The 13,945-nt window shown below is 36.9% G+C and carries 11 protein-coding genes; all 11 read left to right on the top strand.

The features are described from left to right. Positions 1-3: 3 nt before the first annotated feature. The 11 genes from bshC (at position 4) to spoVE (ending at position 13,841) form a co-directional block, all read left to right on the top strand. Positions 4-1,632: a bacillithiol biosynthesis cysteine-adding enzyme BshC gene (gene bshC / locus BLE01S_RS08850; protein WP_066139938.1), complete on the top strand. Its 1,629-nt coding sequence runs from the start codon at positions 4-6 to the stop codon at positions 1,630-1,632. A gap of 216 nt (positions 1,633-1,848) precedes the next feature. After that, positions 1,849-2,280, top strand: a complete 432-nt coding sequence (gene mraZ / locus BLE01S_RS08845) for a division/cell wall cluster transcriptional repressor MraZ (protein WP_066139935.1) — start codon at positions 1,849-1,851, stop codon at positions 2,278-2,280. A 37-nt stretch (positions 2,281-2,317) separates the two neighbouring features. Further along, a complete protein-coding gene (rsmH, locus tag BLE01S_RS08840; RefSeq protein WP_066139931.1) occupies positions 2,318-3,250 on the top strand; it encodes a 16S rRNA (cytosine(1402)-N(4))-methyltransferase RsmH in 933 nt (310 codons plus the stop codon). 96 nt (positions 3,251-3,346) lie between these two features. After that, complete coding sequence (gene ftsL, locus BLE01S_RS08835) at positions 3,347-3,709, top strand: cell division protein FtsL (RefSeq protein WP_066139927.1); 363 nt, start codon at positions 3,347-3,349, stop codon at positions 3,707-3,709. Further along, the gene (locus BLE01S_RS08830; RefSeq protein ID WP_066139924.1) at positions 3,706-5,928 is read left to right on the top strand and encodes a penicillin-binding transpeptidase domain-containing protein; all 2,223 of its coding nucleotides are present in this window, start codon (positions 3,706-3,708) and stop codon (positions 5,926-5,928) included. The genes ftsL and BLE01S_RS08830 overlap by 4 nt, the downstream gene beginning before the upstream one ends. Before the next feature lie 563 nt (positions 5,929-6,491). After that, positions 6,492-8,408, top strand: a complete 1,917-nt coding sequence (locus BLE01S_RS08825; protein WP_066139922.1) for a stage V sporulation protein D — start codon at positions 6,492-6,494, stop codon at positions 8,406-8,408. A gap of 186 nt (positions 8,409-8,594) precedes the next feature. After that, complete coding sequence (locus BLE01S_RS08820) at positions 8,595-10,052, top strand: UDP-N-acetylmuramoyl-L-alanyl-D-glutamate--2,6-diaminopimelate ligase (protein ID WP_066139920.1); 1,458 nt, start codon at positions 8,595-8,597, stop codon at positions 10,050-10,052. Between the two features lie 3 nt (positions 10,053-10,055). Then, the gene (locus BLE01S_RS08815) at positions 10,056-10,316 is read left to right on the top strand and encodes a hypothetical protein (protein WP_066139917.1); all 261 of its coding nucleotides are present in this window, start codon (positions 10,056-10,058) and stop codon (positions 10,314-10,316) included. Further along, on the top strand, positions 10,313-11,287 hold the full coding sequence (gene mraY / locus BLE01S_RS08810) for a phospho-N-acetylmuramoyl-pentapeptide-transferase (protein ID WP_066139914.1): 975 nt from the start codon (positions 10,313-10,315) through the stop codon (positions 11,285-11,287). Before BLE01S_RS08815 ends, mraY begins: the two co-directional genes overlap by 4 nt. A gap of 1 nt (position 11,288) precedes the next feature. Beyond that, positions 11,289-12,641, top strand: coding sequence for a UDP-N-acetylmuramoyl-L-alanine--D-glutamate ligase (murD, locus tag BLE01S_RS08805; protein ID WP_066139911.1), 1,353 nt, complete (start codon positions 11,289-11,291; stop codon positions 12,639-12,641). A gap of 102 nt (positions 12,642-12,743) precedes the next feature. After that, positions 12,744-13,841 (top strand): stage V sporulation protein E, encoded by a 1,098-nt coding sequence (gene spoVE, locus BLE01S_RS08800; RefSeq protein WP_066139908.1) that lies wholly within the window; start codon positions 12,744-12,746, stop codon positions 13,839-13,841. The last annotated feature ends 104 nt before the right edge of the window (positions 13,842-13,945 follow it).

Below are 13,945 nucleotides of genomic sequence, written 5' to 3'. Positions count from 1 at the left end.
CTTATGGAACTGGAAAGCGTCAATATTCCAGCAACAAATGACTTTGCTTCTCTTTATATAAAACAAAAAGAACCAGTAAAAGGTTTTTTTCATTATGATATAACGGAGAATGCTGTTTTCGAAAAAAGATATAAAGATGTTATGAATGCAAAATATAAAAGGCAAGAGTTAGCTAGTTGTATTGAGACATACATGAAAAGATTTCCTCATTCTGAGAAAACGGAAGAGTCTATTAGTAAACTGCGAGATGCATCGTCCACAGTTGTAATTGGCGGTCAACAAGCAGGCTTATTAATGGGTCCACTGTTTACGATTCATAAAATTATTTCGATCATTAAATTAGCTGAACAACAGGAAAATTTACTGGGAAAACCAGTAGTACCAGTGTTTTGGATAGCTGGAGAAGACCATGATTTTCTTGAGATCAATCATTTGTATACGGAATCGAATGATGGAATGAAGAAAACTAGCTTTTCTGGCATGAATGAGGAAAAAAGAATGGTGTCAGACATTCATTATGATCAAAATCAAATGTTAGAGTGGGTTAATCTAATTTTTGAGCAATTTGGAGAACGTAAACATACGAATGAAATGATTACTCTTATACATGAAGCAGTTCAATCATACGATACGTTTACAGACTTTTTTACCTATCTAGTTACATACTTATTTAAAGACTATGGCTTATTAGTCATCGATTCGGCTGACAAGCAATTGAGACAATTAGAAAAGCCTTATTTTTCTCGGTTAATTGAAAACAATACGGAAATTACATCTGCCGTTTTATCACAACAAGATATTATTGAGAATAATGGGTTTAATCTTGCGATGGAAGTGGAGAGTAGTTCGGCAAATTTATTTTACTATATAAATAATGAAAGAATTTTGCTTGAGTTTGATCGAACACGCCAGTTGTTTCTTTCGAAGAAGACCGATTTAGTATTTACAAAAGAAGAATTATTTGATTTGTTGGAGCAATATCCTGAAAGATTCAGCAATAATGTCGTTACAAGACCGATGATGCAAGAGTGGTTATTCCCAACACTTGCTTTTATTGCTGGTCCCGGTGAGATAGCCTATTGGGGAGAATTGAAACAAGCATTTGAATTGGTTAACAGTAAGATGCCCCCTATTATTCCGAGATTGAATATTTCATTTGTTGAATCAGCCATTGAACGGGATGTTGAAGAATTAAATTTATCTCTTCAAAATGTGATTGAAAATGGTATCAGCAATGAAAGGGAAGCGTTTATTCAGTCTGTATCAGATCAAGAGTTAACTGGAATTACGGAAAAAGTAAAAGACTTTTTAGTAGCCGGGTATAGCGGGATATATGAGAGAGTAAACACAATTGATGCTAGTTTATTGCCGTTAGCAGAAAAAAACCTTGCTTTTCATTTAAAACAATTTGATTTTCTACAAAATAAAGTAGACATATCGATACGTAGTCAACATAAAACGATCATCAATAAATACGATCGTATAGAACGTCATCTTTCTCCTGAGAAAAGCTTTCAAGAACGAATATGGAATATATTCTATTACCTAAATATTCGCGGGGAAATGTTTATTCATCATCTCATGGATTTAGAGTTTGAATTTGATGGAAAGCATAAAATAATTAAAATATAGTTTGTTAAGTCCTTCCAATTGGGAAGGGCTTTTTTTGTGTAATGAAATACAAAAAAGTTGTTAAAGCCTGCGATGAAGACTTTTGTGAGATTGTAACAATAAGCATTAAATTTGGATGTTTTTGTTCTCAGGGTTAGCTTTAGAAAAAAATAAGAAAAAATGTGGTGGAAAGTGGGGGGATGTGGTACATTAAATATAGAAAGTGGGGCATGTCTTATGTTCATGGGTGAATATCAACATAACATTGATGCAAAAGGCCGTTTGATCATCCCATCTAAATTCCGGGATCATCTTGGTGAAACCTTCGTGGTTACACGAGGACTCGATCAATGTTTATTTGGATATCCATTAGATGAATGGAGACAGCTAGAGGAAAAGTTAAAAGCCCTCCCACTAACAAAAAAAGACGCACGGGCTTTTACCAGATTTTTCTTCTCTGGTGCAACGGAGTGCGAATTAGACAAACAGGGTAGGATTAACCTGCCTACATCTTTGCTCGGGTATGCAAATCTAACAAAAGAATGTGTTATTTTAGGGGTATCGGGTCGATTTGAGATTTGGAGTAAAGAATTATGGGAAGACTATATGACAGAATCAGAAGAATCTTTTGCGGAAATCGCAGAGAATATGATTGGTTTTGATATTTAAGCTCAGCCTGATTAGGTGATTGGAAAGGTGATAGCCATTGTTTATACACAAAACTGTCTTATTGGACGAAACTGTTGACGGTTTGAATATTCGCCCAGATGGAATTTATGTGGACTGTACATTGGGTGGCGGAGGGCATTCTGAAAAAATCCTTTCGCAATTATCTGGTGAAGGTAAGTTAATTGCATTTGACCATGATGAAACTGCGCTCATGCATGCGAAAGAAAAACTAAAGCAATATAAAGAAAACCTAATATTAGTTAAAAGTAATTTTAAGTATATTCAAGACAAAATCTACGAACTAGATATACATAAGGTTGATGGTATTTTATATGACCTCGGAGTCTCTTCTCCACAGTTAGATACACCTGAACGGGGATTTAGTTATCATCATGATGCACCTCTAGATATGCGTATGGATCAGCAAGGCGAATTAAGCGCCTATGATGTCGTGAATACTTGGCCATATGAAGATCTTGTACGCATTTTTTTCCAATATGGTGAAGAAAAATTTTCTAAACAAATTGCAAGAAAGATTGAAGGGGCAAGACAAAAAGCACCAATACAATCTACGGGAGAACTTGTTGATTTGATAAAAGCGGGTATACCTGCACCAGCAAGAAGAAAAGGCGGTCATCCGGCAAAACGAATTTTTCAAGCGATTAGAATCGCAGTAAATGATGAGCTGGCCGTATTTGAAAGTTCATTGAAACAAGCCATCGAATTATTAAACCCTGGTGGACGAATTAGCGTTATTACATTTCATTCATTAGAAGATCGGATTTGTAAAAGTGTTTTTAAAGAAGCCAGTGAGGGGTTAGCATTACCTCCGGGCATGCCAGCTATACCTGCAGGTTATGAACCAATCATGAAATTAATTAATCGCAAGCCGATTGTCTCATCAGATCAGGAACTTGAAGAAAACAACCGTGCTAGGTCAGCTAAATTAAGGATTGCTGAGAAACTTTAAGAGAAGCTAAGTGTCCTGTTTATTGGAGCTACTATTAGAAATGAGTCGACAGGCGCTAAGGAGAGAGAATAAAGAGTAGAACAGGGGGAATTTAAAGTGAGTAATCTAGCACGAAAGAACAGCCAGCAAATGTATGAATCAACAGAACATGTGAAAATTCAAACTAAAAAAGTACAACGACATGCAAAAATTACTCCAGGTGAAAAAATATTAGCGGTTTTCTTGGTTGCCATGGTTGCTTTTATGGCGGTGAAAATTATTTCTGCTCAAGCGTCTATCTATGAAGTGAATAAAGAAATTGAAGATACAAAAACGGCCATTCATGAACAACAAAAGATCAATAGTGACTTAGAGGACCAAATTAGTGATCTAAGCAAATATGATCGTGTTAGAAAAATAGCACAAGAACAAGGCTTAGATTTAAAAGAGAACAATGTCAAGGTTGTTGAAAAGAAATGACTCATAGTAAAAAAAATAGAAACAAAGGAGCAGCCTTCTTATTTATCATATTTGGAGTGCTCTTTTTTGTCTTGATTGTTAGATTTATCACAATACAATATACAGGAGAGGCAGAGGGGAAAGTTCTAGCAGCGAAAGCGGCGCAAACTTACTTACGTAAGGACGTGATAAAATCAAAGCGTGGGACTATCTATGATCGTAAGGGTGAAGTCATAGCTGAGGATTCTGCCTCCTATACATTGGTTGCTATTTTAGATGAAAAATTGACGACTGATCCTGAACATCCAAATCATGTTGTTGACCTAGAGAAAACGGCAGCGGAACTTGCGAAGAATATTGAAATGGAAGAAAGTGAAATCTATTCCCGTTTAGCAAAGGAAGGTAGAAAACAAGTAGAATTTGGACGAGCAGGTAGAGATTTACCCCATAATATAAAAAAGAAGATAGAAGCATTAAAATTACCGGGAATTTCGTTTATGAAAGATTCTAAACGATTTTATCCAAATGGTATATTTGCTTCCCACTTAATCGGTTATGCCCAAAAAAATCAAGAGGATTCTGCGGTTACAGAAATAACAGGACAGACAGGACTTGAGAAAACCTATGATAAATTATTAAAAGGCAAAGATGGGTCTCTTCAATACGAAGGGGATATATGGAATTACATTTTGCCGAATTCAAAAAAACAAGTAGTTGAACCTGAAAATGGGAGCGATATTTATTTAACAATTGATAAAAAGATACAAACGTTCCTTGAGGAAGCGATGAATAAAGTGGATGAAGAATACAAACCTAAAAGAATTATGGCGATGGTTGCTGATCCGAAAACCGGTAAAATTCTAGCCATGGGGCAACGTCCAACATATCATCCAGCTACAAGAGAAGGAATCGATCAATCTTGGCATAATGAGATTATTGAAACATCATTTGAGCCGGGATCGACGATGAAAATATTCTCATTGGCTGCTGCGGTCGAAGAAAAGAAATTTAATCCGAATGAACAGTTTAAATCTGGTACTTATCAAGTAGATAAGAAAAGCCAGCCTATTAGGGACCATAATAGTGGGCGCGGGTGGGGGACTATTCCCTACTTGGAGGGTGTGCAACGCTCATCAAACGTCGCTTTCGCCTATCTTCTAGAAAAGATAGGTACTGAAAAGTGGCGAGAATATATGGATAACTTTAAATTTGGCACGAAAACTGGAATTGCTTTACCAAATGAAGTAGCGGGGAATATCTTATATGATTGGCCAATCGAGAAAGTGACGAGCGTTTATGGCCAGGGAACCACGGTTACAGCGGTCCAAATGGTACAAGCAATGTCGGCAATTGCAAATGATGGGAAAATGATGAAACCTTATGTAGTAGATAAAATCGTCAATCCTAATGATGGTACGATCAAAGAAAGTAAACCGGAGAAGGCAGGTCAACCCATTAGTAAAGAAACGGCGAAAGAAGTAAGAAAAATATTAGAAACCACACTATTACCTCCAGATGGAACAGCGCAAAACTTTCAACTAGAAGGATATCGTGTTGCAGGGAAAACAGGAACAGCGCAAATTCCGAATCCCAATGGTGGTGGTTATTTAGAAGGACAAAATAATTATATTTTCTCATTCCTTGGAACCGCACCTGCTGATGATCCGAAATTGGTTGTATATGTTGCAGTGGAACAGCCGCAATTAAAAATAAATGAAAATGGTGTCGAAAACGGTAGTGTTCCTGTTTCAAAGATTTTTAATCCTGTAATGAAAAATAGTTTGCAGTATTTAAACATCGAACCTGAGAAGATACCTGAAGCGAAAATCTTTTCTTTACCTGATTTTTCATCAATGAATAAGAAAGAAATGAATAAAGTATTGAAAGATAATGGGCTTGTACCAGTTATAGTTGGTAAAGGTGAAAAAATAATCGGTCAATCCCCTGCTAAAAGTACAGAAGTTTTTGCAGGAGAAAAAGTAATGATTAGATTCAATGGCGATAAGACAATCCCAAATATGGCGGGTTGGTCTAAGCGAGATGTGTTAAAAATAGCACAATTATTGGATGTTAAGGTGAATATGACTGGAGAAGGATTTGTTTTTAAACAAAATTTAAAACCAGGGTCGATAATGAAACAAGACGATCAACTCGTCGTAAGTTTTGAAACACCTACACAAAAACTAGAAAGAGAAAAGAAACAGAAGCTTGAAAATAATGAAAATCCACCTTTAGATTAGAACAAAGGGGCTGTCCGAGAAGTCGAAGTAACTGACTTTTGGATACCCCTCTTTTTTGTTATTAGGTATAACCTCGGCCATTGATTTCCACTGCAGGCGTTCGCTTTACGTTGACTCCTCTAATTCATCTTTCCGCGTTTCCTGTTAAAAAAAAGCTTGAAATGAAGTATTGCTTTTTTACAGAGCATTTAGAGCTCTATCAGACCCATCATATTTAAGTCTATATCAAACCTTCTTTTTGTAGATTTTCAGGATGATTTGCTCTATTGCTAATGCCACATATTGAACTTAGTCGATATCCTAGCCTGTGTATGTATATGACCGAGTCTTTGGGTCTTTTTTATGGTGAGTAAATAATTTCAGCGTCTAAACGATTAGTAAACTTAAAGAGGCATTGATTTCTATCAGTATTGAAATTCGTGAAGAAGTAAGACTCATCACTTCCGTCATCATTTATATTTGCCGTTATTGAAATCGCACTTAGCCGTTGCTCCTTATTTCTGTTCTACAAGAAAGGGACAAGACATATAGTTGAACGAGCCGAAAAAAAGGAGGTTCTTTTTGTGAAGCGAGTATCAACTGTTACAGTTAGAAAAAGGTTGCTTTATATTCTTGTTGCCGGAATTATCATATTTTTGATTATTGACATTCGGCTAGGCTATGTACAGTTTGCAATGGGGGATACCCTCACAGGCAAAGCAAGAGATTCTTGGAGTCGGGAAATTCCCTTTGAACCTGAACGTGGTGAAATAATAGACAGAAATGATGTACCGATTGCTTCAAATGAAAGTGCACCGACTATTTATGTTGTTCCTAGGCAGATTGAAAAACCAGCTGAAGCAGCAGAGCAATTGGCCGCACTTCTTAATGCGCCAAAAGATAAGATATATAAACAATTAGTAGAAAATGCAGTAAATGTAAGGATGAAAGAAGGTAGGAAGATTTCTTTCGAAAAAGCAAGGGAAGTTCAAGCTTTAGATTTAAAAGGTGTCTATATAGCTGAAGATTCAAAACGACACTATCCATTTGGCAAATATTTATCCCATGTTCTAGGTTTTACCGGGATTGATAACCAAGGACTAATGGGGTTGGAGCTTTACTATGACGAAGAGTTAAAAGGTAGTAAAGGTTCTGTTCAATTTTTTTCTGACGCAAAGGGAAAAAGAATGCCTGATATGTCTGATGATTTTACCGCTCCAGTTGATGGATATAAATTAAAACTCACAATTGATACAAAAATTCAATCGATATTAGAAAGAGAAATGGAGAATGCTGAGGCACTATATAATCCAGATGGTATAGTTAGCATAGCAATGAACCCGAATAATGGCGAAATTTTAGGTATGTCCAGTAGGCCATCTTTCAATCCAGCTGATTTCAGAGAAGTACCACAAGAAATTTATAATCGAAACTTGCCGATATGGAGCACGTACGAGCCAGGCTCCACTTTTAAAATAATTACATTAGCTGCTGCTTTAGAAGAAGGGAAAGTGGATTTGGAGGAAGAGCATTTTCACGATCCGGGATACGTGAAAGTGGGGGGTTCCACATTAAAATGTTGGAAAAGAGGGGGGCATGGGGATCAAACATTTTTAGAAGTTGTTGAAAACTCATGTAACCCAGGCTTTGTTGAGCTAGGGCAGAGACTAGGAAAAGAAAAGCTATTTCAATATATAAAAGACTTTGGATTTGGGCAGAAAACTGGGGTAGATTTAGCTGGTGAAGGAACAGGGATCCTATTTAAATTAGATCAGGTTGGACCTGTTGAGTTAGCGACCACCGCTTTTGGTCAAGGCGTTTCAGTAACACCGATACAACAAGTCGCTGCTGTCGCTGCAGCCGTAAATGGTGGTACATTGTATCAACCGTATATAGCGAAGGAATTAATTGATCCAATTACAGGTGAAGTTGTCATGCGCAAAACACCGATCGCAAAAAGAAAAGTCATTTCCGAAGCAACTTCGAAAGAAATACGTCATACATTAGAAAGTGTTGTTGCTCAAGGTACTGGAGGAAATGCTTTCGTTGATTCCTATCGGGTAGGGGGGAAAACGGGTACGGCACAAAAAGCAAAAGATGGCCGCTATCTCGAAAATAATCATGTTGTTTCATTTATTGGGTTTGCTCCTGCAGATGATCCACAAATTGTTGTTTATACAGCGGTCGATAATCCAAAAGGAATTATTCAATTTGGGGGTACCGTAGCGGCACCTATCGTTGGAAAAATTATTGAGGATTCTTTAAGAGCATTGGACGTAAAACCAAGAGAGAAACAAATTGAAAAAAAGAAAAAATGGGATGATCCAATCATGATCACGGTGCCTGATTTAAAGGGAATGACAAAAAAGGAAATACTTCAGCAACAAATATTTGACTTGAAGCTTGAAACGAATGGCGAAGGATCAACAGTTGCACAACAAGTACCAGAAGCAGGGGTGAAACTTGAAGCCGGTTCTGTCGTTCGTATATATATGAAATAAGCTTTGCAGCATGCGGCATGATTATTTCATTGCCGCTTCTTTATGCAATCTTAAAGAAAAAATATTAGCAGCATGATAGCTTCATAAGCTATAATTTTGTAGAATAGATAATACGGTCTAAAATGAAATCATAACATGAAGACTTTGGTTGTGTTTCTGTGTTAAAGAAACGAAAGGAAGGACAAAATGAAACTACATACACTTTTACAGACAATTCCATTTATATCGAAACCTATTGAAAATCCCGAAATTAAAAGTATAGTTAATGATCATAGAGAGGTTGAACCAGGATGTATGTTTGTTTGTGTGAGAGGCCATGTTGTTGACGGTCATCAATTTGCTAAGGAAGCAGAATCAGCAGGTGCAGTTGCCATTTTAGCGGAAGAAAACCTTGATGTGGATATTCCGGTTATTCAAGTGGACAATACTAAACGTATGATGGCGATTATAGCTGATGCATTTTATGACAGACCTACACATAAGTTGCATATGATCGGCATTACTGGGACAAATGGAAAAACAACGACCAGTCATTTGATCGATAAAATCTTCCGTGATGAGGGCAGGAAAACTGGATTAATAGGCACCATCCATATGAAAGTAGCAGATCGCGTAATCGAAACAAAAAATACAACGCCTGACAGTATTATGCTACAATCAGTTTTTGGGCAGATGGTTCAAGAAAAAGTGGATACATCTATCATGGAAGTCTCTTCGCATGCACTTGTTCAAGGAAGGGTCAATGGATGTGATTATGATATTGCAGTATTTACAAATTTAAGCCAAGACCATTTAGATTATCATGGAACAATGGAAGAATATAAACAGGCAAAAGGTTTACTATTCTCGCGGCTTGGCAATACGTATGATGCTAGTAAGCCTAAATTTGCTGTTTTGAATAACGATGATGAAGCGACAGAACAGTTTTTAAATGATACTGCTGCTCATATAATAACTTATGGCATTGACCGCCAGGCTGATTTTCATGCTAAAGATATTGTTTTAGAGGGCAGTGGAACTACATTTACTCTTATCACTCCCGAATCTGAACGAAAAGTCAGTTTGAAATTGATGGGTAAATTTAATGTTTATAATGTATTGGCGGCAATCGCTACTGCCTATGTTTCTAATATTTCTTTAAATGCTATCGTTCAATCTATTGAAACTGTAGCAGGTGTTTCCGGAAGATTTGAAGCGGTGGATGGCGGACAAAATTTCCCAATCATTGTAGATTATGCACACACGCCAGATAGTTTAGAAAATGTATTGAAAACAATTTCTCAATTTGCTAAAAAACGTATATTTGCAATTGTTGGTTGTGGTGGAGACAGGGACAAAACGAAAAGACCGCTTATGGCTAAAATCGCATGCAAATACGCAACAGATCCTATTTTCACTTCTGATAATCCGCGAAGCGAAGATCCGCTTGCTATTTTGAATGATATGGAACAAGGGGTAAAAGGGAGCAATTATCAGATCATCCCTGATAGAAGGGAAGCTATTAAACATGCAATTCATGCGGCTAAAGTGGGGGATGTTGTATTAATTGCCGGTAAAGGGCATGAAACTTATCAAATTATTGGAGAGCGAGTATTTGATTTTGATGATCGTCTTGTTGCTTTAGAAGCATTAAAGGGGCGATAAATAATGTTGAATTACTCTGATCTGGCATGTTTTTTTAATAGAGACGCAGGAATAGAGCTACCACGTGATACGCCAAATCATTTTCCTGTTCTTTTTACAGATGATCCGATGGAAATTTTAACAGCGTTTGGGAAGAAATTTACGAATAAAATAATATTGAATAATAGTGGAGATATGACAAATATGATACTTAAAAACACAGATTTATTAACTGAAGATGTAAATATACAAAATAATATTCAGAATGGGAGAGAGCATATATAATGGAACGCATTATTTTATTTGCCATTATTATGGCTTTTCTCATAACTGTATTATTATCACCATTGTTTATCCCTTTTTTAAGAAGATTAAAGTTTGGGCAAAGTATTCGCGATGAAGGTCCAAAATCTCACCAAAAGAAAAGCGGGACTCCGACGATGGGTGGTATATTAATCGTTATATCGATTATTATTACTACCTTAGTAATGACTGCAAAATATTCAGAGCCAGGGATGGATACATATTTATTATTATTCGTCTTATTGGGATATGGGTTATTAGGATTTCTAGATGATTTTATTAAAATAGCCATGAAGAGAAATCTAGGATTAACATCGAAGCAAAAATTAATTGGGCAGATTATTATTGCTGTTGTTTTTTATGTTGTTTTAAAAATAAACGGTTTTTCTACGATAATATCTATTCCGCTTACTGATTTTTCTATTGACCTAGGTTGGGGATATGCTCTATTCATCATTTTTTGGTTAGTTGGTTTTTCAAATGCTACGAATTTAACTGATGGGCTTGATGGACTTTTATCAGGGACTGCAGCAATTGCTTTTGGTGCCTTTGCCATTTTGGCTTGGAGTCTAGAAATGCTTGATGTTACATTATTTGCAGTAGCTGTTATGGGGGCTGTTTTAGGGTTCCTTGTTTTTAATGCTTATCCGGCGAAGGTCTTTATGGGAGATACCGGCTCTCTAGCCCTAGGAGGGGCTCTTGCAGCAATTGCTATCTTAACGAAAATGGAAATCATTCTATTGCTGATTGGTGGAATGTTTGTATTGGAAACATTATCAGTTATTTTGCAAGTTGCATCTTTCAAAACAACTGGAAAACGTATTTTCAAAATGAGTCCTTTACATCATCACTATGAACTATCTGGATGGTCTGAATGGCGGGTAGTTGTAACGTTTTGGACTGTCGGGGTGCTTTTTGCTGTATTAGGAATTTATATTGAGGTGTGGATGTAAAATGAAAAATATTACGGAATACAACCATAAAAAAATACTTGTTCTTGGTTTAGCAAAAAGTGGGGTTGTCGCAGCTTCATTACTTCATCAATTAGGTGCATTTGTTACAGTAAATGACTATAAACCCTTTGAAGAAAATCCAGATGCTCAAGGACTGTTAGAGCAAGGAATTAAGGTGATTTGTGGAAGTCATCCTGTCGAACTACTTGATGAAGGTTTTGAATTAATTGTCAAAAACCCTGGAATCCCTTATTCTAATCCGCTTGTCCAAGGAGCGGTTGAATTAGGGATCCCGATCATCACAGAGATAGAGTTAGCATATCGCATTTCAGAAGCTGAAATGATTGGCATTACCGGTACAAATGGGAAAACAACTACGACTACACTTATTTTTGAAATGCTTCAAAGTGCGGAAAATCAACCGCTGATTGCGGGGAACATAGGAACGGTTGCTTCAGAGGTGGCTCAAATAGCAACATCCGAAAATAAAATGGTTGTGGAGCTCTCGTCCTTTCAATTAATGGGTATTCAAACATATCGTCCCAAAATAGCCATTATTACCAATTTGTACGAAGCACATCTTGATTATCATGGTACTTGGAAGGAATATGCGCAAGCAAAATCAAATATTACTAAAAATCAAACAGAAGAGGATTTTTTGATTGTAAATGCTGATCAGCAAAAATTAATTGATTTGATTCGTTTTACAAAGGCTAAAATCATCCCTTTTTCAACAAAGCGCTATTTAACAGAAGGCGCCTCGGTGAGAAATGGTCAGCTCGTCTTTCAAGGGGAAGAGATTATGGCCGTAGATGAGATAGCTTTACCAGGCGATCATAATTTGGAAAATATTTTAGCGGCAGTTACGGCAGTGAAAATATTGGGGGTCGGAAATGAATCTATACGATCAGTTCTCAGGACTTTCAGAGGTGTGAAACATAGAACCCAATTTGTGAAAACAATAAACAACAGAACCTTTTATAATGATTCAAAAGCAACAAATATTCTTGCAGCTGCTAGTGCATTAAAAGCCTTTACCGAACCTGTGATTTTATTAGCGGGTGGACTTGATCGGGGGAATGAGTTTGATGAACTTATTCCTTATCTCGACAATGTAAAAGCAATGGTTTTATTCGGTGAAACAGCAGAGAAATTAGAAGAAGCGGGTCGAATGGCCGGTGTTAAAAATATACAACGAGTAGAAAATGTAGAAATGGCAGTTCCGGCGGCCTATAAATTATCTCAGGAAGATGACATTATTTTATTGTCACCCGCATGCGCTAGTTGGGATCAGTATCGAACTTTTGAAGTTCGTGGTGATATTTTTATAGAAGCTGTGCATAAGCTTAAATAGAGCATGTCATTATGATTGAGCGAGCAGTAGAAAGTGTATTTTCACCATGAAAATCAAGCTCTCATAATATGCTTCAATATGGGCGGCAGAGGTGAATGCACAGTGCCAAATAAAAAAACAGCTCCTGATTTAATAATGATTATGGCAACTATTAGTTTATTAGTAGTCGGTCTAATCATGGTTTACAGTGCAAGTGCGATTTGGGCTAATTATAAATTTGGCGATTCCTATTTTTTCTTGAAGCGACAGTTGCTTTTTGCAGGGGTAGGTCTTATCGCGATGTTTGTGATTATGAACTTAGACTATTGGGTATGGAAGCAGTGGGCAAAGCCTATCCTGATTATTTGCTTCGTGCTCTTAATTGCCGTGCTTATTCCTGGCATCGGTATGGAACGCAATGGTTCAAGAAGTTGGATCGGGGTTGGTGCGTTTTCTATACAGCCATCTGAGTTTATGAAGATAGGGATGATTGCTTTTTTAGCAAAGTTTCTATCTACGCAACAAAGGTATATTACGACAGTTAAAAAAGGGTTATTACCATCTTTATCCCTTCTGTTTCTAGCATTTGGTTTAATTATGCTCCAACCAGATCTTGGTACGGGTACAGTTATGGTTGGGACATGCATTATCATGATTTTTGTTGCTGGTGCAAGGGTGGCTCATTTTGCCTTTCTAGGCGTATTGGGGATAGTAGGGTTCGTTGGGCTTGTTATATCTGCTCCCTACCGAATGAAGAGGATTACTTCCTTCTTAGACCCATGGCAAGATCCAATGGATAGCGGTTTTCAAATAATCCAATCTTTATATGCAATTGGACCTGGTGGTTTACTAGGGTTAGGATTAGGCGAAAGTAAACAAAAATATTTCTATTTACCAGAACCGCAAACAGATTTTATTTTCGCCATTCTTGCTGAAGAGCTTGGATTTATTGGCGGCAGTTTTATTTTACTTCTATTTTCCATACTATTATGGCGAGGAATTAAGATTGCTTTGTCAGCACCAGATCTATTTGGTAGTTTTTTAGCGGTAGGAATTATATCAATGGTTGCTATTCAAGTGATGATTAATATTGGTGTTGTGATTGGTTTGATGCCAGTTACGGGAATCACTTTACCGCTTTTAAGCTATGGTGGTTCATCATTAACCTTAATGTTAATGGCAATAGGAGTATTATTAAACATAAGTCGACATGCGAGATAATTGTTTGGAAATGGCTGTGAAATGTTTAAGATAGCACTATATTATTAGCTAAAAAGGAAGCCAGTGGCGCTTCCTTTTTTTATTTCCTATTTTACATTTCGGCA

The sequence above is a fragment of the Lederbergia lenta NBRC 16444 genome (assembly GCF_001591545.1).
Taxonomy (GTDB): domain Bacteria; phylum Bacillota; class Bacilli; order Bacillales; family Bacillaceae_C; genus Lederbergia; species Lederbergia lenta.
This window is presented reverse-complemented; position numbering and strand designations above follow the sequence as displayed.

Coding starts and splice junctions, on each gene's coding strand:
- bshC (WP_066139938.1), top strand. CDS start 4: ATGGAACTGGAAAGCGTCAATATTCCAGCAACAAATGACTTTGCTTCT.
- mraZ (WP_066139935.1), top strand. CDS start 1,849: ATGTTCATGGGTGAATATCAACATAACATTGATGCAAAAGGCCGTTTG.
- BLE01S_RS08830 (WP_066139924.1), top strand. CDS start 3,706: ATGACTCATAGTAAAAAAAATAGAAACAAAGGAGCAGCCTTCTTATTT.
- BLE01S_RS08820 (WP_066139920.1), top strand. CDS start 8,595: ATGAAACTACATACACTTTTACAGACAATTCCATTTATATCGAAACCT.
- BLE01S_RS08815 (WP_066139917.1), top strand. CDS start 10,056: ATGTTGAATTACTCTGATCTGGCATGTTTTTTTAATAGAGACGCAGGA.
- murD (WP_066139911.1), top strand. CDS start 11,289: ATGAAAAATATTACGGAATACAACCATAAAAAAATACTTGTTCTTGGT.